The sequence below is a fragment of the Mesorhizobium sp. KR2-14 genome (assembly GCF_040049255.1).
Classification (GTDB): Bacteria; Pseudomonadota; Alphaproteobacteria; order Rhizobiales; family Rhizobiaceae; genus Pseudaminobacter.
Genome location: NZ_JBDZDR010000002.1, coordinates 563154 through 589359, shown reverse-complemented (window position 1 = coordinate 589359; position 26206 = coordinate 563154). Strand labels below are relative to the sequence as shown.

At 63.8% G+C, this 26206-nt stretch carries 22 protein-coding genes and 1 tRNA gene; 12 read left to right on the top strand and 11 right to left on the bottom strand.

What is annotated here, in order from left to right; genetic code table 11:
- Position 1 precedes the first annotated feature (1 nt).
- On the bottom strand, positions 2-1576 hold the full coding sequence (locus ABLE86_RS07315; RefSeq protein WP_348778262.1) for a helicase HerA-like C-terminal domain-containing protein: 1575 nt from the start codon (positions 1574-1576) through the stop codon (positions 2-4).
- A gap of 269 nt (positions 1577-1845) precedes the next feature.
- Here ABLE86_RS07315 and ABLE86_RS07310 point away from each other — a divergent pair, with 269 nt between their 5' ends.
- The 4 genes from ABLE86_RS07310 to ABLE86_RS07295 all read left to right on the top strand — a co-directional run bounded on the left by ABLE86_RS07310 (position 1846) and on the right by ABLE86_RS07295 (position 6091).
- Entirely contained in the window at positions 1846-3288 is a 1443-nt protein-coding gene (locus ABLE86_RS07310) for a methylmalonyl-CoA mutase family protein (protein WP_348778261.1), read from the top strand.
- Positions 3285-5411: a methylmalonyl-CoA mutase gene (gene scpA / locus ABLE86_RS07305; RefSeq protein WP_348778260.1), complete on the top strand. Its 2127-nt coding sequence runs from the start codon at positions 3285-3287 to the stop codon at positions 5409-5411. The genes ABLE86_RS07310 and scpA overlap by 4 nt, the downstream gene beginning before the upstream one ends.
- Before the next feature lie 66 nt (positions 5412-5477).
- On the top strand, positions 5478-5708 hold the full coding sequence (locus ABLE86_RS07300) for an AbrB/MazE/SpoVT family DNA-binding domain-containing protein (RefSeq protein ID WP_280819688.1): 231 nt from the start codon (positions 5478-5480) through the stop codon (positions 5706-5708).
- Positions 5705-6091: a type II toxin-antitoxin system death-on-curing family toxin gene (locus ABLE86_RS07295; RefSeq protein ID WP_348778259.1), complete on the top strand. Its 387-nt coding sequence runs from the start codon at positions 5705-5707 to the stop codon at positions 6089-6091. Before ABLE86_RS07300 ends, ABLE86_RS07295 begins: the two co-directional genes overlap by 4 nt.
- 11 nt (positions 6092-6102) lie before the next feature.
- On the opposite strand, the gene greA is transcribed toward ABLE86_RS07295, so the two are convergent.
- The 4 genes from greA to ABLE86_RS07275 form a co-directional block, all read right to left on the bottom strand.
- Positions 6103-6576: a transcription elongation factor GreA gene (gene greA, locus ABLE86_RS07290; RefSeq protein ID WP_348778258.1), complete on the bottom strand. Its 474-nt coding sequence runs from the start codon at positions 6574-6576 to the stop codon at positions 6103-6105.
- Positions 6577-6656: 80 nt separating this feature from the next.
- Complete coding sequence (locus tag ABLE86_RS07285; RefSeq protein ID WP_348778257.1) at positions 6657-7661, bottom strand: asparaginase; 1005 nt, start codon at positions 7659-7661, stop codon at positions 6657-6659.
- Positions 7662-7771: 110 nt separating this feature from the next.
- Entirely contained in the window at positions 7772-8515 is a 744-nt protein-coding gene (locus ABLE86_RS07280) for an SDR family oxidoreductase (protein ID WP_348778256.1), read from the bottom strand.
- The gene (locus ABLE86_RS07275; RefSeq protein WP_348778255.1) at positions 8512-9678 is read right to left on the bottom strand and encodes an acetyl-CoA acetyltransferase; all 1167 of its coding nucleotides are present in this window, start codon (positions 9676-9678) and stop codon (positions 8512-8514) included. The genes ABLE86_RS07280 and ABLE86_RS07275 overlap by 4 nt, the downstream gene beginning before the upstream one ends.
- A gap of 210 nt (positions 9679-9888) precedes the next feature.
- Here ABLE86_RS07275 and betI point away from each other — a divergent pair, with 210 nt between their 5' ends.
- Genes betI through betB form a run of 5 tightly spaced genes read left to right on the top strand, consistent with a single transcriptional unit; the run spans position 9889 to position 16157 of the window.
- Positions 9889-10482: a transcriptional regulator BetI gene (gene betI / locus ABLE86_RS07270; RefSeq protein WP_348778254.1), complete on the top strand. Its 594-nt coding sequence runs from the start codon at positions 9889-9891 to the stop codon at positions 10480-10482.
- Entirely contained in the window at positions 10479-12005 is a 1527-nt protein-coding gene (gene betC / locus ABLE86_RS07265) for a choline-sulfatase (RefSeq protein WP_348778253.1), read from the top strand. The genes betI and betC overlap by 4 nt, the downstream gene beginning before the upstream one ends.
- Positions 12005-13006, top strand: coding sequence for a threonine/serine dehydratase (locus tag ABLE86_RS07260; RefSeq protein ID WP_348778593.1), 1002 nt, complete (start codon positions 12005-12007; stop codon positions 13004-13006). Before betC ends, ABLE86_RS07260 begins: the two co-directional genes overlap by 1 nt.
- Entirely contained in the window at positions 12999-14651 is a 1653-nt protein-coding gene (gene betA / locus ABLE86_RS07255) for a choline dehydrogenase (protein WP_348778252.1), read from the top strand. Before ABLE86_RS07260 ends, betA begins: the two co-directional genes overlap by 8 nt.
- A 42-nt stretch (positions 14652-14693) precedes the next feature.
- Positions 14694-16157, top strand: a complete 1464-nt coding sequence (gene betB / locus ABLE86_RS07250; RefSeq protein WP_348778251.1) for a betaine-aldehyde dehydrogenase — start codon at positions 14694-14696, stop codon at positions 16155-16157.
- A 27-nt stretch (positions 16158-16184) separates the two neighbouring features.
- Here betB and ABLE86_RS07245 read toward each other — a convergent pair whose 3' ends face one another.
- A complete protein-coding gene (locus tag ABLE86_RS07245; protein WP_348778250.1) occupies positions 16185-17705 on the bottom strand; it encodes a phosphomannomutase/phosphoglucomutase in 1521 nt (506 codons plus the stop codon).
- A gap of 205 nt (positions 17706-17910) precedes the next feature.
- Here ABLE86_RS07245 and ABLE86_RS07240 point away from each other — a divergent pair.
- Positions 17911-17987 (top strand) — tRNA-Pro (locus ABLE86_RS07240).
- Positions 17988-18049: 62 nt separating this feature from the next.
- Positions 18050-18346: a hypothetical protein gene (locus ABLE86_RS07235; protein ID WP_348778249.1), complete on the top strand. Its 297-nt coding sequence runs from the start codon at positions 18050-18052 to the stop codon at positions 18344-18346.
- Positions 18347-18381: 35 nt separating this feature from the next.
- Here ABLE86_RS07235 and ABLE86_RS07230 read toward each other — a convergent pair whose 3' ends face one another.
- The 4 genes from ABLE86_RS07230 to ABLE86_RS07215 form a co-directional block, all read right to left on the bottom strand.
- On the bottom strand, positions 18382-20016 hold the full coding sequence (locus tag ABLE86_RS07230; protein ID WP_348778248.1) for an ABC transporter ATP-binding protein: 1635 nt from the start codon (positions 20014-20016) through the stop codon (positions 18382-18384).
- Between the two features lie 4 nt (positions 20017-20020).
- Positions 20021-21139, bottom strand: a complete 1119-nt coding sequence (locus ABLE86_RS07225) for an ABC transporter permease subunit (RefSeq protein WP_348778247.1) — start codon at positions 21137-21139, stop codon at positions 20021-20023.
- Positions 21132-22055 (bottom strand): ABC transporter permease subunit, encoded by a 924-nt coding sequence (locus ABLE86_RS07220; protein ID WP_348778246.1) that lies wholly within the window; start codon positions 22053-22055, stop codon positions 21132-21134. The genes ABLE86_RS07225 and ABLE86_RS07220 overlap by 8 nt, the downstream gene beginning before the upstream one ends.
- Positions 22056-22130: 75 nt before the next feature.
- Positions 22131-23723, bottom strand: a complete 1593-nt coding sequence (locus ABLE86_RS07215; protein WP_348778592.1) for a peptide ABC transporter substrate-binding protein — start codon at positions 23721-23723, stop codon at positions 22131-22133.
- Positions 23724-24034: 311 nt separating this feature from the next.
- On the opposite strand from ABLE86_RS07215, the gene ABLE86_RS07210 reads away from it, so the two are divergent.
- Positions 24035-24427, top strand: a complete 393-nt coding sequence (locus ABLE86_RS07210) for a TadE/TadG family type IV pilus assembly protein (protein ID WP_348778245.1) — start codon at positions 24035-24037, stop codon at positions 24425-24427.
- A 65-nt stretch (positions 24428-24492) separates the two neighbouring features.
- Here the strand turns inward: ABLE86_RS07210 and ABLE86_RS07205 are convergent, their stop codons facing one another.
- Positions 24493-26121: an alpha-D-glucose phosphate-specific phosphoglucomutase gene (locus ABLE86_RS07205; RefSeq protein ID WP_348778244.1), complete on the bottom strand. Its 1629-nt coding sequence runs from the start codon at positions 26119-26121 to the stop codon at positions 24493-24495.
- Between the last annotated feature and the right edge of the window lie 85 nt (positions 26122-26206).

Below are 26206 nucleotides of genomic sequence, written 5' to 3'. Positions count from 1 at the left end.
CTCATCGGTCTGCCGGGTCGCGTTTCGATTGCGACTCGGCAATTAATTCCGAGCGCCCCTGTTTTCTCAGCACGCCGAGAATGCCGCGCACCAGTTCGCGGCCAAGGGTTGAGCCGACAGAGCGCACCACCGACTTTATCGCCGCTTCCGTCACGGTCTGACGGTTGGATGGTCGCGGCTGGCTTTGGCGCCCGCCTGTCGGCGCAGGGCCGTTTCCAAAGTCGGGCAGCGTCCAGCCGCCGTTCTTCTGCGTATCACCCTGCACGCCGCCCTGCCCGGCCCGCTTCTGCAGCATCTCGAACGCCGATTCGCGATCGATCATCTGGTCGTACTGGCCCGCCACAGGGCTTGCGTTCATTACGCGCTGCCGCTCCTCTGGCGTCAGCGGCCCGATCCGCGAGGAAGGCGGCCGGATCAGCGTCCGCTGCACCATCGACGGGATGCCCTTTTCCTCCAGCGTGGAAACCAGCGCCTCGCCGGTGCCCAGGCTGGTGATCGCCTGGAAGGTGTTGAAATCGGGATTTGGCCGGAACGTATCGGCGGCGGTCTTCACCGCATTGGTCTCGCGCGGCGTATAGGCACGCAGTGCGTGCTGGATGCGATTGCCCAGTTGCGCCAGTACCGTCTCGGGCACGTCGAGTGGGTTCTGCGTCACAAAGTATACGCCCACACCCTTCGAGCGGATCAGCCGGACCACCTGCTCGACACGTTCGAGCAGCGCCTTCGGCGCCTCGTTGAACAAGAGATGCGCCTCGTCGAAGAAAAACACGAGCCGCGGCTTCTCCGGGTCGCCGACCTCGGGCAACTCCTCGAACAGTTCCGACAACAGCCACAGCAGCAAGGTCGAATAGAGCCGCGGATTGGTCATCAGCCTGTCGGCGGCCAGCACATTCACTGCACCGCGGCCATCGCGCGAGGTGCGCATGAGATCGGCGATTCGCAGCGCCGGCTCGCCGAAGAAACTGGCGCCGCCCTGCTGCTCCAGCACCAGCAGCGAGCGCTGGATCGCCCCGACGGACGCCTTATTGACATTCCCGTAGCGCGCCGAAAGCTCCACCGAGCGGGTGGCCATGTGGGCCAGCATCGACTGCAGGTCCTTCAGGTCAAGAAGCAGCAGTCCCTCCTCGTCGGCAATGCGGAATGCGATGTTAAGGACGCCTTCCTGCGCGTCCGTGAGGTTCATCAGGCGCGACAGCAGCAGCGGCCCCATCTCGCTGATCGTCGCCCGAATGGGATGGCCCTGTTCGCCGAACAGGTCCCAGAAGATCGTCGGCGTTTCATGGAACTCATAGGGTTCCAGTTTCACTGCCTCGGCGCGCTTGAGCAGAAAATCCTTCGCTTCCCCGGGCGCGGCTATGCCCGAGAGGTCGCCCTTGATGTCGGCACAGAACACCGGCACGCCTGCATTCGAAAAGCCCTCGGCCAGAACCTGCAGCGTTACCGTCTTGCCGGTTCCCGTCGCGCCCGTGATCAGGCCGTGACGGTTTCCGTATTTAAGCAGCAGTTTCTCCGCCCGCTGGTAGCTGTCGTCCGGCTTGCGGCTGGCGCCGATGAAAATGCTGTCTTCCTGGGCCATGTTTTCCTCTCGTCTGCGGCAATGCGCCGATCGGCTCGCCGGGGCAGCAGGGCCTGAGGGCTGCTCAAAGGTATAATTGCAGGGGTGCAGCGCCACAACGACAATCGAAACGCTGGCCGTCGCGCCTCCGCAACTCCGCGCCAACATGCGAGAAGACCGATCGTCGGTTGCGCACTGTTGTTCGGCTGCATAACCTGTGCTGCATTGCAGCGCCGACGCTATGGCCGTAGATTCAACCAGCCCGGACAGCCGGGTTGAGAGGGACGAGCATGGACACGCGAACCGTCTTCAGCGATGTCGAGTTTGCCGTGGGCGACCGCGACCAGTGGATTGCCCTTGCGCAAAAGGCACTGGCGGGCGCCTCCTTCGAGGAAACGCTGGTATCGCACACCGATGACGGCATTCGCATCGAGCCGCTCTACGAGCGCGCGGCAACGCCCGAATTCCTCGCCCGGCAAAACCTCGATTCGCCATGGATCATGGCCCAGCGCATCGACGACACCGATCCGCTGCGCGCCAGGATGCAGATCAAGGAGGAGATCGACCAGGGCGCAACCGGCCTTGCCCTGGTCTTCGAAGGCGCACCCAACGCCTTCGGCTACGGGCTGCCGGCCAGCGCCGAAGTGCTTGAAACGATTCTGGAGGACGTCGCGCTCAACCGCACCTATCTGCGCATCGACGTGCACCCGTCCAGCCGCGCCATGGCCGACTGGCTGGTGGCGATCCTCACCAAGCGCCGCGTCGACCCTTCCAAGCTCAACCTTTCCTTCGGCATCGACCCGGCCGCAATCTTCGCCGGCACCGGGCGGCTGCGCATGTCCATCGAGGCCCTGCAGGCATCGATGCCGCAGTCGCTGGCGCATTTCTTCGCGCTCGGCGTTCCGGGCATGCTCCTGGAGGCCGATGGCCGAGTGCTCCACAATGCAGGCGCCACTGAGGCGCAGGAACTCGGCGTGATGCTCGCATCCGCCGTCGCGCATCTGCGGCTGTTCGAGGAAGCCCGGCAGGCGCTCGTCTATGCAGCCCCGCATATCGGCTTCTCGCTCAGCGTCGACCAGGACCAGTTTCTGTCCATGGCCAAGATCAGGGCGTTGCGTAAGCTCTGGGCCCGGGTCCAGCAGAGCTGTTCCATAGCCCCCTCACCTGCCACGATCCACGCCGAGACCTCCTATCGGATGATGACGCTGAAGGACCCCGAGACGAACATCCTGCGCACCACGCTTGCGGGCTTCGCCGCCGCCACCGGCGGTGCGGATTCGATCTCCATCCTGCCGCACACCATCGCCCACGGCCTGCCCGATGCCTTCGCGCGGCGCGTCGCCCGCAACACCCAGCTCATCATGGCCAGGGAAAGCCACCTCGGCTTCGTCGCCGATCCGGCTTCCGGCTCGGGTGCCGTCGAGGCGCTGACGGCCGAGCTTTGCGAGGCCGCATGGCGCGAATTCCAGAAAATCGAGACGGAAGGCGGCGTGCTGCGCAGCCTTGCCGAAGGCCACATCCAGCGGCGCGTGCAAGAGGCGCGCGACCGTCGCGCGGCGGAATACAAGGCCGGCAAGCACACGTTGATCGGCACCACCATCTACCCGCTGGCTGTCGAGCCCGAGGTGGCAACCCTCGCTGCCGATCGCCACCCGGCGCCGACGGACGGCACCGTTTTCTGCGAGCCCCTGCCGCCATCCCGGCTCGACGAGCTGATCGGAGCTGACGCATGATTCCCGACTTTTCACGGCTCGACTGGTCCGATCCCTGTTCCGAACAGGCGAGCGCCAAGGCCGAGATCTGGCACACGCCGGAAGGCATTGCCGTAAAGCACCGCTACGGCGCGCACGATCTCGCCGACCTGCCCTATCTCGACACCTATCCGGGCATCGCGCCCTATATCCGCGGCCCCTACCCGACCATGTACGTCCAGCAGCCCTGGACGATCCGGCAATATGCCGGCTTCTCGACGGCCGAGGAGTCCAACGCTTTCTACCGGCGCAATCTCGCTGCCGGCCAGAAGGGGCTTTCGGTTGCCTTCGACCTTCCCACTCACCGCGGCTATGATAGCGACCATCCGCGTGTGGCGGGGGACGTCGGCATGGCCGGCGTGGCGATCGATTCCATACTCGACATGCGCCAGCTTTTCGACGGCATCCCGCTCGACAAGATGACCGTGTCGATGACCATGAACGGCGCGGTGCTGCCGATCATGGCGCTCTACATCGTGGCAGCGGAAGAACAGGGCGTTGCGCAGAAGGATCTCGCAGGAACCATTCAGAACGACATTCTGAAAGAGTTCATGGTACGCAACACCTACATCTACCCGCCCAAACCGTCGATGCGGATCATTTCCGACATCTTCTCCTACACTTCGCACCATATGCCGAAGTTCAACTCGATCTCGATCTCCGGCTATCACATGCAGGAAGCCGGAGCGACGGCGGACCTGGAGCTCGCCTACACCATCGCCGACGGCATCGAATATGCCCGCGCTGGCGTGGCCGCCGGCCTCGACATCGACAAGTTCGCGCCGCGCCTTTCCTTCTTCTGGGCCATCGGCATGAACTTCTTCATGGAAGTCGCCAAGCTGCGCGCCGCCCGGCTGCTCTGGGCAAGCCTGATGCAGAAGAATTTTGTGCCTAAGGACCCGCGCTCGCTGTCGCTGCGCACCCACAGCCAGACCTCCGGCTGGTCGCTTACCGCGCAGGATCCCTACAACAACATCATGCGCACGATGATCGAGGCGATGGCGGCGACGCAGGGTCACACCCAGTCGCTGCACACCAATTCCTTCGACGAGGCGCTGGCGCTGCCCACCGACCATTCGGCCCGCATCGCCCGCAACACGCAGCTGGTGCTCCAGGAAGAGTCAGGAACGACCCGCATCATCGACCCGTGGGGCGGCTCCACCTATGTCGAGCGGCTGACGCACGACCTTGCAGCGCGCGCCCTCTCCCATATCGAGGAAGTCGAGAATCTGGGCGGTATGGCGGCCGCGACCGAAAGGGGCATACCCAAGCTGCGCATCGAGGAAGCCGCCGCCCGCACGCAAGCGCGGATCGATTCCGGCGAGCAGGCGGTGGTCGGCGTCAACGTCTTCCGGCCCGAAAAAGACATCGAGGTCGACGTCCTGAAGGTCGACAATGCCGAGGTGCGCGCCCGCCAGCTCGCCAAGCTCCAGCAGCTCAAGGGCACGCGCGACGTTGCCGCTGTCGAAAGCGCGCTCGACGCGCTGACCAAGGCTGCGCAGAGCAATGAAAACCTGCTCGAATTTGCGATCCGCGCCGCGCGCGCCAAGGCTACTGTCGGCGAAATCTCGTTTGCGCTGGAAAAAACCTTCGGCCGCCACGTTGCGACCGTCCAGACGATCTCCGGCGTCTACCGCGCCGAGATGAGCGAAAACGCCACCGCCGACCGCGTCCAGCAACTGGTTGAAGCCTTCGAGAAGGAACACGGCTCCAAGCCGCGCATCCTCGTCGCCAAGATGGGTCAGGACGGCCACGATCGCGGCCAGAAGGTGATCGCCAGCGCCTTCGCCGATCTCGGCTTCGACGTAACCGTCGGCGCCATGTTCCAGACGCCGGAGGAGATCGCCAAGCTCGCGGCCGAAAATGATGTCCACATTGTCGGCGCCTCTTCGCTGGCAGCCGGGCATCTGACACTCATTCCCGAGTTGCGAGACGCGCTCAAGCGGCTCGGCCGCGAGGACATTGTGATCGTGGCCGGCGGCGTGATCCCGCCGCAGGATTACGATGCCGTTCTCAAGGCAGGCGCATCGGAAATCTTCCCGCCCGGCACAGTCATTCCCGAGGCGGCGGAACGGCTTCTGGAAAGGCTGCTCCAGCCGAGCTAGGCCGATTGCTTGTAGGATTGCCCCGCGCGTGTTATATCTTCCGTTATAACAATAACGGAGGCGACGATGAACGTCGTTGTGCGCAAGATCGGAAACTCCGAAGGCGTCATCCTGCCCAAGGAGGTGCTTGACCGGCACAATCTTCGTGCCGGCGACACGCTCGTGCTGATCGAAGAGGGAAATGACCTCAAGCTTCGTCCTGCTTCGGACGCCCCCGAGGAGTTCGAGCGCAAGATGAAGATCGCACGGGAGCGAATGAAGAAATACGAGGTTGCCTACCGGGCACTCGCCAAATGACCGAATTCCACTCGCGGGAATTCGTCGAGGCAATGCACGCGGAGCAACTTCGTCTTCACGGCGGCGCTGCGGGAATCCGCGATGATGGGATGCTGGAATCGGCGCTCGCGAGGCCCTTGCAAAAGGAGGCCTATGGCGAGCCCGATCTTTGCGATCTAGCGGCCGCCTATCTGTTCGGGATCGTCAAGAACCATCCGTTTGTGGATGGCAACAAGCGGACCGGCTTTGCCGCGGCCGACCTTTTTCTATATTTCAATGGCCTCAGCATCGAGGCCGAGCAGGAAGACGTCATCCAATTTGTGCTTATGGTGGCCGCCAGCGAAATTGACGAAGCCGGTGCGGCCGCGTTCTTCCGCGACCATACCGAGCCGGTATCAGGCTGATCGATACCCCTTCAGCCCACCTTCAGCTCGACAATTTCCCATTCCTTGCCATTGACCGTGGCGGTGGCGCCTGTCCCCTTGCCGAAAAGCGCCATCGCCATCGGCGACACGTGCGAAATCATGCCGTGCGTAGGGTCTGCCTCGTCTTCCCCGACTATCTTCCAGCTCTTCCTCTGGCCGTCGTCGTTCTCGATCGTCACGGTCATGCCGAAGCGCACCACATCGCTGTCAGCCTCGGGGATGGAGAGTTCCGCCGTCTCGCGCCGCGATGCCCAATAACGCAGGTCGCGTGAAACGAGCGCGATGCGCTCCCGGTTGCCCTCACGCTCGGCCGCTGCCAGATTTTCGCGCAGCGCCACCAGGTTGGCTTCGATCAGGGCGAGACCCTTTTCGGTCACAAGATTGCGGTGCTCGCTGACCGGCCGTTCGCCTATGTCGGCAATCGCATTTTCGCTATCTTCTTCGCGCGTAAAGGCTCTGCTCATGCAGGAAGCTTAAGCGTTGGCCGAATTTACCACAAGCCTCCTCCACATGCTCCTTTGGTTGGCCGCAATGCATTTGAGGGTTAGGCCAACACGTCTGTTGGTCGCAGACCGCCCACTGTGATGCCGTTCCAATTCGTCAGCACCGGCCGGGCAAACTCGCGCAGCTTTCGTGCCAGCGTATCGTCATGCGCGACCAGCTTAGCCATCACCGCCGCGACCATGACTTCTGCCGCGCGACCCGCGCCGTCGTCACATTTCAAGGCGATGCCAAGTCCGAGTTCCGGCACTGCAGCACAGAACACGCCTTCCGCGCCGATCTTGACGAACAGCCGGCCCGGCGCGCTTCGCATCAGCCTGGTGTCGAACCTGTCGGTGCCGGCCACATAGAATGGCTCGGCCATGCAGGCGGCAAACAGCCGCTTGGCAGCCTTCGCGCGCCTGTCCGCAAGACCAATGCCGGTCGCCATGCGGGCAAAGCCGTGCGCCAGATTTCCGAGAGGCACGGCATAGGTGGGGATGGAACAGCCGTCCGTGCCGCGGTTGTCGGCGTTGTGGGCAGCCCCCGTCACGTTCTCTAGCGCCTCGCGCAGCATTTCCTGATAGGCGTGGCCCGCCTTCACATAGCCGCGATGCTCGATGCCTGCATGGCAGCATGCGCACAGGAAACCGGCGTGCTTGCCGGAGCAATTGTTGTGCAGGCCGTTCGGCACGCCGCCGCTGCGGGCAAGTTCCGTGGTGGCCCTCTGATAGGACGGCCAATGCGCGCCGCATTCCAGCGCGTGTTCGTCCAGCCCTGCCTTCGCCAGCATGGCGCGGGCAAGCTCGACATGCTCGACTTCGCCATTATGCGAGGCGCAGGCCAGCGCCAGTTCCTTGTTGCCGAAGCCGTAGGCGTCCGCCGCGCCCGTTTCCACCAGCGGCAGCGCCTGGATCGCCTTCACCGCCGAGCGCGGAAAGATCGCGCGCTGCGTGTCGCCGATTTCCAGCACCGACTTGCCGTCGGCATCGAAGACCGCCACCGCGCCCGGATGCGCACTTTCAACGATGTCCCCGCGCAGGACCTCGACCAGAACCGGATTCGACATGAACTGATGACCTCGTTGCAAGCAGGAATGCAGACGAGTTGATAGCCGCCCGTCAGGCCGATGCAAGGGAAATCCAGTGCTGGAACAACGGCCGTGCCCGGAACCCGCTGCTAGGGCTCGTCCGTGACACCCGCGGCCAGAAAACCGCCATCAACGGCAAGGGTGTGGCCGTTGACGAAGCTTGCTTCAGGTGAAAGCAGAAAAGCCACCGCCGCCGCGATCTCCTCCGGCTCTCCATAGCGCGCCTGCGGCACGCGGCCGACCCAAAGCCGTCGCGCCGCCGCCGAATATCCATCCGGCTCCGCAGCCCCCTCTGTCGGGCCCGGAGCGACGCAATTGACCCGCACGCCTCGATTACCCAGTTCCAGCGCCAGCACCTCCGACATCAGCTTCACGCCCGCCTTGGACGCGCCATAGGCGAGATGGCCGCGATTGGCGCGCAACCCCGAGACCGAGCCGATGTTGACGATGGACAGCCCTTCTCCCATGCGCTCCAACGCCGCCTTGGCGGCGATGAAGGTGCCGACAAGATTGACGTCCAGCAGTTCGCGCAACAGTTCTGCGCTGGTGTCCTCGGCCGCAGCTTCGCGCGAAATTCCCGCCGCGTTGACAAGGCCGCCGATCAGCCCGAGCCGATCCACCACCTCGTCCAAAGCGGCGTCGACCTCGTGCTCGTCGGTCACATCGGCCTGCAGGAATATGGCGTTGTCGTCAGCGAACTCGTCCTCGGCCCCCGCAAGCGCCAGTTCGTCCACATCGATGATCGCCACCGGCCAGCCGTCGTCCAGAAGCCGGCGTGCAATCGCCATGCCGATACCCGATGCGCCTCCGGTAACGACGGCCGAGTGCTTCATCTGATGCGATCCAGGATCGAGACGTAGTTGGCGACGGCAGCACCACCCATGTTGAAGATGCCGCCCAGCTTGGCGCCCGGCACCTGTATGCCCCCAGCCTCACCCGTCAGTTGCATGGAGGTCAGCACGTGCATGGAAACGCCGGTCGCGCCGATCGGATGGCCCTTGGCTTTCAGCCCGCCGGAAGGATTGACCGGCAGCTTGCCATCCTTGGCTGTATAGCCCTCCAGAGCGAGCTCTGCGCCCTCGCCCGGCTTCGCCAGACCCATCGCCTCGTATTCGATGAGTTCCGCGATGGTGAAGCAATCATGCGTCTCGACGAAGGACAAGTCGTCCAGCGCCACCCCCGCTTTCTTCAGAGCGCGCGTCCAGGCCTGCTCGCAGCCCTCGAAGGCGAGGATGTCGCGCTTGGACATCGGCAGAAAGTCCTGCACATGCTCGTTGGCGCGGAAGGCCACCGCACGCCGCATCGACAGCGCATCCGTGCTGTCCATCAGCACCAGTGCTGCCGCGCCGTCCGAAACCAGCGAGCAGTCGGTCCGCTTCAGCGGGCCGGCGACAAAGGGGTTCTTCTCGCTCTCGGTGCGGCAGAATTCGAAGCCGAGGTCCTTGCGCATCTGCGCATAGGGATTTTCTACGCCGTTCTTGTGGTTTTTGGCGGCGATCATCGCCAACGCGTCCGACTGGTCGCCATAGCGCTGGAAATAGGCCTGCGCGATCTTGCCGAAGACGCCGGCAAAGCCCGCCGGCGTATCGCCATCTTCCGGGAGATATGAGGCCTTCAGGAGATTGGTGCCGATTTCGGCCGCGGGCGTCGTCGTCATCTGCTCGGCGCCCACCACCAGCACGACCCGCGCGGCCCTCGCGTCGATGGCGCGGATGCCAGCCCGCACGGCCGCCGAGCCGGTCGCGCAGGCGTTCTCCACGCGCGTTGCCGGCTTGAAGCGCAGCCGGTCGTCCGTCTGCAACACAAGGCTTGCAGTAAAATCCTGGGGCGAGAAGCCGGCGTTGAAATGGCCGAGCACAATCTCATCCACGTCGTCCGGTCCGATACCAGCGTGTTCAAGCGCCTCCCCCGCGACTTTCGTGATCAGGCTTTCCAGCGTTTCGCCTTCCAGCTTGCCGAAGCGCGAATGCGCCCATCCGACGATGCAAGCAGTCATGAGACTCTCCCAAATTGGCTTGTCACTTCTAGCACACTATGCGCGCAGGCGTAACTGTTCAACTATGAACATACAGGCCAAGACTTCTGCCGGGCGCGACGCGGCGTGCTCGATGTCGGTTGACGCCTGTCGCAAGCGCCAAACCCGATGGCGGGATTTTTGTTGATTGATCCGTCAATAAACAATAACCTTGTGTCTGGAGGAATTGAAGTGCCCAAGGTCGGAATGGAACCGCTGCGCCGCAAGGCGCTGATCGACGCGACGATCTCGGCGATTGGCGAACGCGGCTCTCTCGACGTCACCATGTCGGAAATCGCCGGGCGCGCCGGCGTCTCGTCAGCGCTCGCGCACCATTATTTCGGCGCCAAGGACGAGCTTCTGCAGGCGACGATGCGGCATCTCTTGTCCGAACTCGGCGCGGATTCGCGCGTCTCGCTTCGCGAAGCCACGAACCCACGTGAACGCGTGCTCGCCGTCATCGCGGCCAACTTCTCCGACAAGCAGTTCCAGGCAGGCACCATTGCCGCCTGGCTCGCCTTCTATGTCGAGGCACAGAAGTCGCCCGCCATGCGGCGCCTGCTGCGCGTCTATGCGCGCCGGCTGCATTCGAACCTGATGAGCGGGCTCTGCGCGCTGATGCCCCGCAGCGAGGCCGATCGGGTCGCTGAAGGCATCGCCGCCCTGATCGACGGCTTCTACATCCGCCGCGCCCTCAAGGACGGCACGCCCAACGCCGCAAGCGCGATTGCGGTGATCGAAGACTATCTCGAGACCAAGCTTCACCAGCAGAAGGCGGACAAATGAGCCGGCGCCCGAACATCTTGATCATCATGGTCGACCAGTTGAGCGGGACGCTGTTCCCCGACGGCCCGGCTGATTTCCTGCATGCGCCCAACCTCAAGGCGCTCGCCGCCCGTTCCGCGCGCTTTCGCAACAACTACACCGCCTCGCCGCTCTGCGCCCCGGGCCGCGCCTCCTTCATGAGCGGGCAGCTGCCCTCGCGCACCGAAGTCTACGACAACGCCGCCGAGTTCGTTTCCTCGATCCCGACCTTCGCGCATCACCTGCGCGCCGCCGGCTATCACACTGCCCTTTCAGGCAAGATGCATTTCGTAGGCCCGGACCAGCTGCACGGCTTCGAAGAACGCCTGACCACCGACATCTATCCGGCCGACTTCGGCTGGACGCCGGACTACCGCAAGCCTGGTGAGCGCATCGACTGGTGGTATCACAACCTCGGCTCCGTCACCGGCGCCGGCGTGGCCGAAATCAGCAACCAGATGGAATATGACGACGAGGTCGCCTTCCTTGCCGGGCAGAAGCTCTACGAGCACGCCCGCGCCTCGGAAGACCCGCAGCGCCGCCCCTGGTGCCTGACCGTCTCGTTCACCCATCCGCACGACCCCTATGTCGCGCGCCGCCAATACTGGGACCTCTACGAAGACTGCCCCGCGCTGGAGCCTGAAGTCGGCTTCATCCCCAAGGAGAAACAGGACCCGCATTCACAGCGGCTCTACCTCGCCAGCGACTACGACAGCTTCGACATCACGCCCGAGCAGGTGCGCCGTTCGCGCCGCGGCTATTTCGCCAACATCTCTTATCTGGATGACAAGGTGGGCGAGTTGATCTCGGTGCTCGAGCGCACCCGCATGCTCGACGACACCATCATCCTGTTCTGCTCCGACCACGGCGACATGCTTGGCGAGCGCGGCCTATGGTTCAAGATGAACTTCTTCGAGGGCTCGGCGCGCGTGCCGCTGATGGTCGCCGGCAAGGGCATCGCCCCCGGCCTGATCGAGGCGCCGACCTCAAACCTCGACATCTGCCCCACGCTCTGCGACCTCGCCGGCATCGACATCGCCGCCATCATGCCCTGGACGGATGGCCAATCGCTCCTGCCATTGATGCAAGGCCAGCCGCGCAGCGAGCCGGTGCTCATGGAATATGCCGCCGAGGGCTCCTATGCGCCGCTCGTGGCGATCCGGGAGGGCCGATACAAGTTCGTCCACTGCGAGATGGATCCGCCGCAACTCTTTGATCTGGAATCGGATCCGCTGGAGCGCGTCAACCTCGCCGCCGACCCGGCCAATGCCGCGCTGGTCGACGAGTTCATGCAGAAGGTCCGAGCGCGCTGGGACCTGGCCGCCTTCGACGCCGCCGTGCGACAGAGCCAGGCCCGACGCTGGGTTGTCTACCCAGCGCTGCGCAACGGCTCCTACTACCCGTGGGATTTCCAGCCGCTTCGGCAGGCTTCCGAGCGCTACATGCGCAACCACATGGACCTGAATGTTCTGGAGGAACAGAAACGCTTTCCGCGAGGTGAATGATGACTACGCCGATCGTTCCCACCCTCGACCATCTGAAGCGCGCCTATGCGGTCACCTCGCAGGTAACCCAGCTGACGCCGCTTCTGGAATCCCGCCCGCTGGCGGCCATGACAGGTGCTGCCCGCGTCTTCATAAAACCCGAGTCGCTGCAGTGGGCCGGCTCCTTCAAGGTGCGTGGTGCATACTGGCGGCTGAAGCAACTTTCGCCGGAAGAGGCCAAGCGCGGCGTGGTCGCCTATTCCTCTGGCAATTTCGCGCAAGGGTTGGCGGCTGCCGGCCAGGCGCTCGGCGTGCCCGTTACCATCGTGATGCCGATCGATGCGCCCGCCGCCAAGCGTGACGCGACCGCCGGTTACGGCGCGCGCGTGGTGGTGACCGATCATGGAACGCGTGCGCGCGAGGAGGTCGCCTCCGAGCGCGCCCGCGAAATCGCCAAGGATGAAGGGCTGGCGCTTCTGCATCCATTCGACGATCCGGAGATCGTCGCGGGCCAGGCTGGCACCGGACTTGAAGCAATCGACCAGCTGGCCGCCAAGGGCGCCAGGGCCGATATCGTGCTCTGCGCGGTGGGCGGCGGCGGGCTGATCGGCGGCGTGGCGCTCGCCTTCCACTACCTTTCGCCCGAGACGCAGGTCATCGCCGTCGAGCCCGAAGGTTTTGACGGCATGGGCGCTTCGCTCGCCAAGGGCGCAATCGAAACTGTGCCGCTCGGCCCGCCCTCCATCTGCGACGGGCTGATGGCGCGCAAGCCCGGCGAAGCGCCCTTCGCGGCCGTCAATGCCGCCGGCGTGCGCGGGCTGGCCGTCAGCGACGCTTCCGTGCGCCGCGCCATGAAGGCCGCCTTCGAGCGGCTGAAGCTCGTGCTCGAACCTTCGGGCGCATCCACTCTCGCCGCCCTCCTCGAGGGCGGCCTCGACCTCGCCGGCAAGACCGTTCTGGTCATCGCTACCGGCGGAAACGTTTCACTGAATGATTACATGAGGCACATTGCCGATGCTTGAAGCAGATTTCGTCATCGTTGGTTCAGGCTCGGCCGGCGCGGCCATGGCCTACCGCCTGTCGGAAGACGGCAAGCACTCGGTCATCGTCATCGAATACGGCGGGACCGACGTCGGCCCGCTGATCCAGATGCCGTCGGCGCTTTCCATCCCGCTCAACATGCCGCTCTACGACTGGGGCTTTTCTACCGAGCCCGAGCCGCATCTGGGCGGGCGCGTTCTGGCCACTCCGCGCGGCAAGGTCCTGGGCGGCTCCTCCTCCATCAACGGCATGGTCTATGTGCGCGGCCATGCGCGCGATTTCGACCACTGGTCCGAACAGGGCGCCACCGGCTGGGCCTATGCCGACGTCCTTCCCTACTTCAAGCGCATGGAAGACAGCCAGGGCGGCGAGAATGGCTGGCGCGGCAGAGGCGGCCCGCTGCACGTTCAGCGCGGCAAACGCAAGAACCCGCTCTATGCCGCCTTCATCGAGGCCGGCAAGCAGGCCGGCTTCGAACTGACCGACGATTATAACGGCTCAAAGCAGGAAGGTTTTGGGCCGATGGAGCAGACCATTCGCGGCGGGCGCCGCTGGTCAACCGCCAACGCCTATCTTCGGCCTGCCCTGAAGCGGCCAAACGTCCGCGTTGTCAAAGGCTTCGCCCGAAAGGTCGTCATCGAGAATCAACGCGCCGTCGGCGTCGAGATCGAAGCTCGCAAGAAGATTCAGGTCGTCAAGGCGCGGCGCGAGGTGATCCTGGCCGCATCCTCGATCAACTCGCCAAAAATCCTGATGCTGTCGGGCATCGGCCCAGCGCAGCACCTGAAGGACCACGGCATCGCCGTCGTCGCCGACCGCCCCGGCGTCGGCGCCAACCTGCAGGACCACCTCGAACTCTACATCCAGCAGGAATCGACCCAGCCGATCACGCTGAACTCCGTTCTCAATCCCTTCTCGAAGGCGTTGATCGGCGCGCAATGGATGCTCTTCAAGAGCGGCCTCGGCGCCACCAACCATTTCGAGGCGGCCGCCTTCCTGCGTTCGGCCGCCGGCATCGACTATCCCGACATCCAGTACCATTTCATCCCGGCCGCCGTGCGCTATGACGGCAAGTCGGCGTCGAAATCCCACGGCTTCCAGGCCCATGTCGGGCCGATGCGCTCGAAGTCGCGCGGAGCGGTGACGCTGCGCTCGCCCGACCCGGCGGACCGGCCGCGGATCCTGTTCAACTACATGTCTCATCCCGACGACTGGGCGGACTTCCGCCGCTGCATCCGCCTCACCCGCGAGATCTTCGGCCAGCAGGCCTTCTCTCCCTATCGCGGCAAGGAGATTTCGCCAGGCGGCCATGTGCAGAGCGACGCCGAACTCGACGAATTCATCCGCGACCATGCCGAAAGCGCACTGCACCCCTGCGGCACCTGCCGCATGGGCCGCGCCGACGACCCGATGGCTGTCGTGGACCCGCACTGCCGGGTCATCGGCGTGGAGGGACTGCGCGTGGCGGATTCCTCGATCTTCCCGCGCATCACCAACGGCAATCTCAATGCGCCGTCCATCATGACCGGCGAGAAGGCCGCCGACCACATTCTCGGCCGCGCACCGCTTGCCCCCTCCAACCAGGAACCCTGGATCAATCCGCGCTGGCAGGTCTCCGACCGCTAGGCTAGTGCAGGCATCACCTTGAAAGAAATTCCGGAGTCGACAATGCGCGCTCAACCCAAAGCCTCGCACTACATCAACGGCCGCTTCGTGGAAGACGACAGCGGCGCGCCTCTCCCGGTCGTCTATCCCGCCACCGGCGAAACCATCGCCAAGCTGCATTCGGCGACGTCCAGCATCGTCGAGCAGGCGATCGAGGCCGCACGCGAGGCCCAGCCCGCCTGGGCGCGGCTGAAGCCGGTCGAGCGCGGCCGCATCCTGCGCCGTGCCGCCGACATTTTGCGCGCCCGCAATGAGGAGATCGCCCGCATCGAGACGCTGGACACCGGCAAGGCGATCCAGGAAACGCTGGTGGCCGACCCGGCCTCGGCCGCCGATGCGCTCGAATTCTTTGGCGGCGCGGTCGGCAGCTACAATGGCGAATATGTCGACCTCGGCGGCGCCTTCGCCTACACGCGGCGCGAGGCTCTCGGCATCTGCGTTGGCATCGGTGCCTGGAACTATCCGATCCAGGGTGCTGGCTGGAAGTCCGCGCCTGCGCTCGCCATGGGCAACGCCATGGTGTTCAAGCCATCCGAAAACACCCCGCTTTCCGCACTCGCGTTGGCCGAGGTCTACACCGAGGCCGGCCTGCCCGACGGCCTGTTCAACGTCGTGCAGGGCTATGGCGACGTCGGCGGCGCCCTCGCCTCGCACGAGGCCGTGGCCAAGGTATCGCTCACCGGCTCGGTGCCCACCGGCAAGAAGGTTCTTTCGCTCGCCGGCTCGCTGATGAAGCACGCCACGATGGAGCTCGGCGGCAAGTCGCCGCTGATCATCTTCGACGACGCCGACGTCGAGAACGCCGTCGGCGGCGCAATGCTCGGCAATTTCTATTCCACCGGCCAGGTCTGCTCCAACGGCACCCGCGTCTTCGTGCAGAAGGGTATCTACGAGCGCTTCCTCGACCGCCTCACCCAGCGCACCAAGGCCATCCGCATCGGCGATCCGCTCGATCCCGAAACCCAGATGGGCCCGCTCATCAACAAGGCCCAGCACGAAAAGGTCACCGGCTATGTCGGCATCGGCAAGGCCGAAGGCGCGACCCTGCATCAGGGCGGCGGCGTACCTTCGCTGCAGGGTTTTGAAGGCGGCTTCTTTGTCGAGCCCACGATCTTCACCGGCGTGAAGGATGACATGCGCATCGCCCGCGAAGAGATCTTCGGCCCGGTGATGAGCGTGCTGACCTTCGAGGAGGAAGACGAGATCGTGGCCCGCGCCAATGCCACCGAGTTCGGCCTCTCGGCCGGCGTCTTCACACGCGACCTGCCGCGCGCCCACCGCGTCATTTCCGAACTGCAGGCCGGCAGCTGCTGGATCAACACCTACAATCTGGCGCCGGTGGAAATTCCCTTCGGCGGCTACAAGCAGTCCGGCATCGGCCGCGAGAACGCACTGGCCGCACTCGGCCATTATTCGCAGGTCAAGTCGGTCTATGTGGAGACCGGCGACGTCGCCAGCCCCTATTGAGGGCTGGCACAGGCCTTCGCTGCGCCGCTAGAACGTCTGGTTGTAGGCACCTACTTCCGGGCTGCGGCGCAGCACCGCGTCCAGCGCATCGAACATTTCCCGCCGGCGCTCGGCTGAAACCGGGCTTTCCACGACAACGACTATTTCGGGCTTGTTGGAAGAGGCGCGCACGAGGCCCCAGGTGCCGTCCTTGGCCACCACGCGCACACCGTTCACGGTGATCAGGTCGGCGATCTTCTGCCCCGCAAAAATTGCGCCACCTTCCTTCATGGCCTGGAAATCCGCCACGACGCGGTCGACCACGCCGTACTTCACCTCATCGGGACAGTGCGGCGACATCGTTGGCGTGCCATAGGTCAGGGGCAGGTCACGATAGAGGTCGGCCATGCTTCGTCCCGGATTGCGGTCCAGCATCTCGCAGACGGCGATCGCCGTGACGATGCCATCGTCATAGCCGCGCCCGATGGGCGCATTGAAGAAGAAGTGACCGGATTTCTCGAATCCGGCGATGGCGCCCAGTTCGGTCACGCGCCGCTTCATGTAGGAATGGCCGGTCTTCCAGTAGTCCGCGCGGGCCCCGTTCGCGCGCAGCACCGGATCGGTGGTGAACAGCCCGGTCGACTTCACGTCGGTCACGAATACAGAATTGGGGTGAATAGCCGAGATGTCGCGCGCCAGCATCACGCCCACCTTGTCGGCGAAGATCTCGTTGCCCTCGTTGTCCACCACGCCGCAACGGTCGCCGTCGCCGTCGAAGCCGAGCCCGACATCGGCGCCCGTCTCCAGCACCTTGTCGCGGATGGCATGCAGCATCGCCATGTCTTCGGGGTTGGGATTGTAGCGCGGGAAGCTGTGGTCGAGTTCCACGTCGAGCGGAATCACCTCGCAGCCGATTCGCTCCAGCGCCTCGGGCGCGAATGCCCCGGCCGTCCCGTTGCCGCAGGCCGCGACCACCTTCAGCTTGCGCGAAATCCTGTGCCCGGCCGTGAGGTCGTCCAGGTAGACCCCACGAAAACCCTCCACGAACTCGAAGGCCCCTCCCCCGACCAGGTCGAAGTCGCCCTCCAGCACGATCTTCTTCAGCGCGCTCATCTCGTCCGGGCCGAAGGTCAGCGGCCGCGCCGCGCCCATCTTCACGCCTGTCCAGCCATTCTCGTTGTGCGAGGCGGTCACCATGGCGACAGAGGGCATATCCAGCGCGAACTGCGCGAAATAGGCCATGGGCGACAGCGCCAGCCCTATGTCTTTCACCCGCGCGCCGGCTGCCATCAATCCCGCGGTCAGCGCCTGCTTGATCGAAAGCGAATAGCCGCGGAAGTCGTGTCCCACCACGATGTCAGGGCCGACGCCCAGCCGGCGGATCAGCGTACCAAGCCCCATGCCCAGCGCCTGCACGCCAACGAGGTTCAGTTCCGGCGTCTTTTCCGAACCGGGGTGGCCGAACCACCAGCGCGCATCATATTCGCGAAAGCCGGTCGGCTTCACCAGCGCGCTGGTTTCGAACGCAAATGTGTTGGGCTTGGCCAGGCTGACGATCTTGAAGGTCACGCAGTTCCGCTCCGGTCGCGATTGGTCGAATTGCACTGTAGCGGCAACGGTTTACTGCCGCATTATGCCTCCTTACCCGCCTTTCGGCTGGCTCAAAACCGAAAGCTGTGGGTTGGTACAAAGAAAAGCGAAGTTTCTGCACGCCATGGCCCGTTTGCCGCTTGCGGAGTTTTTTTTCGACGGCTATAAGCCCGCCGTCTGGTCGCGGAGTGTAGCGCAGCCTGGTAGCGCACCTGCTTCGGGAGCAGGGGGTCGCAGGTTCGAATCCTGCCACTCCGACCAGAACAACCCGGTTCCCGGCCGGAATTTCATCCGCAAACAAAATGTCAGCTTGTCGGCGTCGCTTGGCCGTGGTGCAGCGCGCTCCAGAAGGCTATGTAACGGCCATGAGCAACAAATCTCGCCTTCTTTCCCTTGTCGCGTTTGCACTGGCGGCCGCCGCTTCGTCCGCCGCATTCGCTGAAGAGGCCCAGCCGCTGCCGGGCGTCAAGCAGCCGCAACCCATCGTCCAGGCGCCACAGCCCGAGCCGATCGCGGAGCCCGATTCGCAGCAATCCTTCAAGGTCGGCGATTTCGATGTGAAGGTGTCGGGCAGCGTCACCGTCGACATAGGCGTCGGCAAGATCAAGCCGCCGAGATAGAATCAGCGGCTCTTCGCTCCGTTGCCGGTGCGAGCCTATGCCACGCTGGCCTCAGGCTGCGCCCGGAATCTCTTTGCGTCTATCGCCGCGCTCATCAGCGCCTGCGTGTAGGCCTCGCGCGGATGGTCGAAGATCTCGTCCGTCGGCCCCTCCTCCACGATCTGTCCCTGCTTCATCACGATGATGTAATCGGCCATGGCGCGCACCACGGCAAGATCGTGGCTGATGAACAGATAGGAAAGATCATTCTCGGCCTGCAGATCGCGCAGCAGTTCCACGATCTGCTTCTGCACCGAACGGTCGAGCGCCGATGTCGGCTCGTCCAGCACCACCACCTTCGGCTTGAGGATCATCGCGCGCGCAATCGCGATGCGCTGCCTCTGCCCGCCCGAAAATTCATGCGCATACCGGTTGCGCATGTTCGGATCGAGCCCCACCTCGCGCAGTGCCTCCACGGCGCGCATGTCGCGTGCCCTGGAAGACAGCGACGGCTCATGCACCAGCAGCCCCTCGGTAATTACCTGGCCGATCGTCATGCGCGGCGAAAGCGAACCGAACGGGTCCTGGAAGACGAGCTGCAGTTCGCGTCGCAGCGGGCGCATCTTGTCGGGCCCGACCGCGGAGATGTCGCGGTGATCGAACCGGATCGCGCCCTCGCTCGGCAGCAGGCGCAGCAGCGCGCGGCCCAGCGTGGACTTTCCCGAGCCCGATTCACCCACGATGCCGATGGTCTGGCCCCGCTTCAGCGACAGCGAGATGCGATCCACGGCCCGCAGTATCAAGGGTGGGCCGGCGAGGAAGCCACCGCCGATCCTGAACGTCACCTCGACATTTCGCCCTTCGAGCAGCACCGGCGCGCCGCTGGGCGGCGGCGCCTTGCGGCCGCTCGGCTCGGCCGCCAGCAGCATCTTGGTGTAGTCGTGCCTGGGCGCTGCAAACAGCGCGTCAGTCTGCCCCTCCTCCACGATCTCGCCGGAGCGCATCACATAGACACGGTCGGCGAAGCGCCGCACGATGCCGAGATCGTGGGTGATGAACACGATCGCCATGCCGAGCCGGCGCTGCAGGTCGGCCAGCAGCGTCAGGATCTGGGCCTGCACGGTCACGTCGAGCGCCGTGGTCGGCTCGTCGGCGATCAAGATGTCCGGGTCGTTGGCCAGCGCCATGGCGATCATGACACGCTGGCGCTGGCCGCCGGACATCTCATAGGGGTAGGACTTCATCCGCCGCTCGGGGTCGGGGATCTTCACCAGTTCCAGGAGGCGCAACGCTTCCTTGCGCGCCTCGGCCGCGCTCAGCTTGCGGTGTCGCCTGATCGGCTCCATGAGCTGGTTGCCGATCGTGTAGAGCGGGTCCAGAGAGGTCATCGGCTCCTGGAAGATCATGGTGATCTTGCGGCCGCGCACATCGTTCAGTTCGGACCTGCCAAGCTCCAGCAGGTTCTTGCCGCGATAGTCGACCGTGCCGCTCGCCTCGCCATTGGAGGCTAAAAGGCGCATCGCCGCCATCATGGTCTGGCTCTTGCCCGAGCCGGATTCGCCCACGATGGCGACCGTTTCGCCGGCGTTTACATGCAGGTTGATACCCTTGACGGCATCGACCTGCCCGTCGAGCGTGCGGAAGCGGACGCGCAGGTCCTTCACGGCGAGGATGGGTTGGTTGTTGGTCATGGCTTCAACGGTCCTTCGGATCGAGCGCGTCGCGCAGGCCATCGCCGACGAAATTCAACGCAAACAGCGTGGAAACCAGGAACACGGCAGGGAACAGAAGCAGCCAGTTGGCGGTGCCGATGTTCTTGGCGCCCGTCGAGATCAGCACGCCCCAACTCGTCATCGGCTCCTGCACGCCGAGGCCAAGGAACGACAGGAAGCTTTCCAGGATGATAACCTGCGGCACCAGGAGCGTCATGTAGATGACCACGACGCCAAGCAGGTTGGGCACGATGTGCCGCTGCAGGATGCCTCGCCGCGTTACCCCCAGCGCCTCGGCGGCCTGCACATATTCCTGCCGGCGAATGGACAGCGCCTGCCCGCGCACGATGCGGGCCATGTCCAGCCACAGCACCGCCCCCACCGCCAGGAACATCAGCACGAAGTTGCGCCCGAAGAACACCACCAGCATGATGACGAAAAAGATGAAGGGCAGCGAATAGAGCACGTCGACGATGCGCATCATCACCTCGTCGGTCTTGCCGCCGGTGAAACCTGCAACCGAGCCATAGACCACGCCGATCGCCACCGCCACGATGCCGGCGAGCAGCCCGATCGCCAGCGACACGCGCCCGGCCATCAGGGTACGCGCCAGGAGATCCCGCCCGGTATTGTCCGTGCCGAACAGGAAATACTGCCGCTTGACCGACGCGCTCATCGTCATCTTCAGCCCGTCGTCGGACTTGCTTTCGATGCGGGTGTTGTCGAACGTGTCGGAGCGGTCGAGATAGCGCGTGCTGCGCTCGTCCACCGGCTTCGACGAACTCACCGTAACGAAGACCCGGTCGCCGTCCTGGTGCCATTCATCGACATCGACACGCATGCGCTTGACCGCGTCGCGCAGCGCGCTCTCGATCATGTCGGCCTTCGGATAGGCCGACAGGCTGGGCGGCGTGCGGACATAATCGGCATAGATCGTGGTGTATTCGTGCGGCACCAGGGAGGGGCCGGCGACACAGACGATCGCCATGAAAGCCAGATAGAACAGGCTGACCATGGCCGCCTTGTTGGATTTCAGGCGCGCCCAGGCATCGCCCCAGAACGAACGCCCGGCAACGGGCGCAGCGATCGCCATATCAGTCATAACGCACCCTCGGGTCGACGACCGCGTAGAGGAGGTCCACGATCAGGTTGAACAGGATGGTGAAGATCGCGATCACGATGACGGTGCCCATCACCAGCGTGTAGTCGCGGTTGAGCGCCGCATCGACGAAGTAGCGGCCGACGCCGGGAATGGCGAAGATCGTCTCGACGATGATCGAGCCGGTCAGCAGCGCCGCCGCAGCAGGCCCTGCATAGGAGATGATCGGCAGCAATGCGCCGCGCAGCGCATGCTTGACCACCACCGACCAGTCCGAAAGGCCGAGCGCCCGGGCGGTGCGGATGTGGTGCGAGCGAAGGGATTCGATCATCGAGCCACGCATCAGGCGCGCAACGATGGCGATCTGGGGCAGCGCCAGGGTCAGCACCGGACCGATCTTGTTGATCAGCGCCCCGTCGCCCCAGCCGCCGATGGGCAGCAGCTTCCAACTCAGGCCAAACACAAGCTGGATGATCGGCGCGATGACGAAGGTGGGGATGGTGCTGCCGGCAGTGGCAAGCGCGATGACGCCGTAGTCGGCCGTCTTGTTCTGGTTGAGAGCGGCGATCACGCCCAGGATGCTTCCCACCAGCAGCGCCAGGGTCAGCGCGGAAGCGCCGAGCTGGATCGAGATCGGCAGGCCCTTGGCGAACAGTTCGCCCACTGTGAAGTCGGGCAGGTTGTAGCTCGGCCCGAAATTGCCGTGCAGCAGGTTGTTCAGATAGTTGAGATATTGCTGCCAGAGGGGGTCGTTGAGGCCGAACTGGGCTTCGAGATTGGCCTTGATCTCAGGGCTTAGCCCGCGCTCCTGGTTGAAGGGGCCGCCGGGAGCTACGCGGATCAGGAAGAACGCCAGCGTCACGATGACGAAAAGCGTCGGTATGGCGGTCAGCAACCGCCGAAAGACATAGAGCAGCATGGATTTTCCCCGCTGTCGCTGAAGGGCCGAGGCCGCCGCCTCCCTCGCGGGAAGCGGCGGACATTGGCTCGGGAACTATTCCTTGCTGATGAAGCGCGACGGATGGATATCCATCACATTGTCCTCGAAGCCGTGAAGCTTCGACGAAACGATGTTGTGATAGCTGTAGTAGAGCACCGGAATGTTGCCGACCTCATCGATCATGATGCGTTCAGCCTCCGCAAGCTCCTTCATCCGCTCTTCCGGCTTGCCGCCGGCAGCGGCCGCCTTGTCCATCGCTTCCTCGAACTTCGGGCTGTTGTAGCTCGAGTAGTTGTTGCCGCTCGCCTTGCGCGAGATGCCCAGGAAGGTTTCGGGGTCCTTGTAGTCCGCGATCCAGCCGGCACGCGCCAGGTCGTAGTCGCCCTTTTGCTCAAGGAAACCGTAGTGCGTCTTGGTGTCGGTATTGAGCAGGCTCACCTCGATGCCGAGCGGCTTGAGCTGCTCCTGGATAGCGACGGCCGTATTCTTGTGGTTCTCCGACGTGTTGTAGCGGATTTCCATCTTCAGCGGCTTGTCAGGCCCGTAGCCGAGCTTGGTCAGGATCTCCTTGGCCTTGTCCTCGCGGTCGATCTGCGTCTCATTCGCGAAGGAGGCTTCTGCCGACGTGTAGCCCTCGATTCCCGGGGGCACCATGGAATAGCCGGGCAGCATGGAATTCTGCCAGACCTTCTCGGCAATGAAATCGCGATCGATCGCCATGGAGATCGCGTTACGCAGTTCCGGGTTGGTCCAGGGCTCCTTATCGGTCTTGATTGCGAAGTAATAGGTGCCGAGATACGGCCCGACGTGGATCTGGTCGCCGAACTTGGCCCTGAGATCGGACAATTGCTCAGTCGGCAGATCGTCGTAGCTGTCCATTTCGCCAGCCTCGAAACGCTTCATCGCCGAAGAGCGATCCTCGGTGGTGATATAGTTGACGACGTCGAGCTTGACGGTGTCTGCATCCCAGAATTTGGGATTCTTGACCAGCTTGATGTGATCGTTGGGAACCCACTCGGCCAGCGTGTAGGCGCCGTTCGACACCAGCTTGCCCGGCTTCACCCAGTCCGCGCCAAGCTTGTCCATAGAAGCCTTGTTGACGGGATAGGCAGCCTGGTGCGTCAGCATTTCCAGGAAGTAGGGCGTCGGCGCCTTCAGCGTGACCTCGAACGTCCTTGCGTCGATTGCCTTGACGCCCATCTCCTCTGGCTTCGCCTTGCCGGTGTTGACCTCCTCGGCATTGACCACCGGGTAAAGCATCGAGGCGTATTCGGCGGCGGTTGCCGGATCTTCGAGGCGGTGGAAGGCATAGACGAAGTCTTCGGCAGTCACCGGCGAGCCATCGGACCAGAGGCCATTCTCGCGAAGCTTGAAGGTGTAGACGGTGCCGTCATCCGAGACGGTCCAGCTTTCCGCGGCGCCCGGAATGAGGTTCGACTTCTCGTCCTGCATGACCAGCCCCTGGAACAGGTCGCGCAACACGTGGGCTTCGTACACGGTCGAAGTCTTGTGGGGATCCAGCGATTCAGGTTCCGCAGCGCTGCCGCGGTTGTAGATCACGTCGGCGAGGGATGGCGTCAGCAGCATACCGCTCGCCATCGATACACCCACCGTAAAGACCGTCGCCTTCAGGATGTTCTTGAGCATCATGTCTCTCTCTCCCAGCTTGTCGTCACCCCTCAGTGAACGACCAGGCCACTTGGCGCCCCTAGGCCGAAGTCTCCTCCCTCGGCTTCGTTGAGCGAGCCGGCGGCCAGCCGGCCACCGTTCTGTGCGAACACTAGCGAGCGGAAAATTCGAATTCAACCGCCTCTGAATCCCCCGAGCGAAACTTCTTCTCGCGTCGACATACACTTTTTACGTGCATATAAACGCATTTTACACAATCAAGGGTTACTATTGCTGTGGGGCTCGAGGCTTCTGCGTTTGCTTCGAGAAAAACGGTCGGGGTTCCTGGAATGAACGTTGCACGGCATCAGTCGGCATTTTCCGCGCTGGATTTCCTGCTGCTCACGACATTGTTCATGCTGTTTACCGTGGGGATGATCGCCTGCGGCACCTACTTCGGCGCCAGCATTTCGGTTCAGCAGATCGCATCGGAGGCAGCTCGCTCGGCAATCGACGGGAACAACCACGCCAGCTTGATGCGGACATACGGCCTCACCCACCCGTTCATAGACCCCGCGCGGCTTTCCATCGAGACGCGCGAGGTCCCGGGAGAAGGCTCCCGGATCATGGTCAAGGTGCGCTATGACACTGGCGCGTTGCCGGTCTGGAAGCTGCTCGGCAGCTTGAATTTGCCGAGCGTGGTAATCACTCGGGAAGCCATCGTCCGGACAGGCGGCATCTGAGAGCGGCCGTACTATCGAACCGAGGCGACGCGGTGCCTCGCGTCGCCTTGGCCTTTCCGTGTCGGTCAGGTGATGACGCTCGGTCTATCGCGGCCGGTGTGCGCACGAATTCCGGCGATGTCATCGGCGGCAGCGATCAGGTCGGCCAGCGCGGCCTGCGTCTCCAGGTCATGGCGCCCCGTGGCGACCTCATAGCGCTCGACATAGAGCCGCACGGTTGCACCGGAAGTCCCGGTGCCGGAAAGGCGAAGCACCAGCCGTGCGCCGCCCTCGAAGAATATGCGGATGCCCTGATGCTCGCTCACCGAGCCATCGACGGGATCGTGATAGGAGAAATCGTCTGCCCTCTCGATCTTCATCCCGCGCACCGTCGTGCCGGCAAGGCTCGGCAGCTTGGCGCGCAGTTCCTCGATCATGCGGTTGGCGCGTGTGGCGTCGACTTCCTCATAGTCGTGGCGGGTATAGTAGTTCCGGCCATAGATCTCCCAGTGCTTTCTGGCGATTTCCTTCACGCTCTCGCCACGCACCGCGAGAATGTTGAGCCAAAGCAGCACTGCCCACAGCCCGTCCTTCTCGCGCACATGGTTTGAGCCGGTGCCAGCGCTTTCCTCGCCGCAGATCGTCACCATGCCGGCGTCCAGCAGATTGCCGAAGAACTTCCAGCCGGTTGGCGTCTCGTACATTCCGATGCCCAACTTCTCTGCAACGCGGTCGGCCGCGCCGCTGGTGGGCATGGAGCGGGCAATGCCCTTCAGCCCGTCGCTGTAGCCCGGTGCCAGATGGGCGTTGGCCGCCAGCATCGCCAGCGAGTCGGAAGGGGTGATGAAGATGCCTCGCCCGATGATCAGGTTGCGGTCGCCGTCGCCATCGGAAGCGGCGCCGAAATCGGGCGCATCCGGCCCCATCATCTCGTCATAGAGAGGCTTTGCATTGACCAGGTTCGGGTCGGGATGATGCCCGCCGAAGTCCGGCAGCGGATGGTAGTTGCGCGCGGTGTGGTCCGGCGCGCCGAGCCGGTGCTCGAAGATTTCCTTGGCGTAGGGTCCGGTCACGGCATGCATGGCGTCGAAGCGCATGCGGAAGCCCGACTTGAACAGCTTCCTGATCGCGTCGAAGTCGAACAGGCCTTCCATCATCTGCGCATAGTCGGCGACAGGGTCGATGACATCGACAGTCATGCCGGCCACGTCAAGCGTCGCTACCGTGTCTATGTCGACCGCCGCGATATCGGCAATCTTGTAGCGGGTGATCGCCTTGGAGCGCTGGTAGATCGCATCGGTGACCTTCTCCGGTGCAGGTCCGCCATTGCCGACGTTGTACTTGATGCCGAAATCGCCCTGAGGGCCACCGGGATTGTGGCTGGCCGAGAGGATGATGCCGCCGAAGGCCTTGTATTTGCGAATGATGTGCGACGCGGCGGGCGTCGACAGGATACCCTCCTGCCCCACGATCAACCGGCCGAAGCCATTGGCTGCCGCCATGGCAATGACCTTCTGGATCACCTCGCGATTGTAATAACGGCCGTCGCCGCCAAGCACCAGCGTCTCGCCCTCGAAGCCCTCGAGCGCGTCGAAGATCGACTGGACGAAGTTCTCGACATAGTGCGGCTGCTGGAACACCGGCACCTTCTTGCGCAGGCCCGACGTACCAGGCTTCTGGTCGTCGAAAGGTTGCGTCGCGATCGTCTTAGTCATCTGTCAGTCAGCCTTCTTCGCAAATTCATGAACAACGGCGTTGAACGCCGTGGCGTGCTTATCGATCCATGCGAAAGTGCGTTTG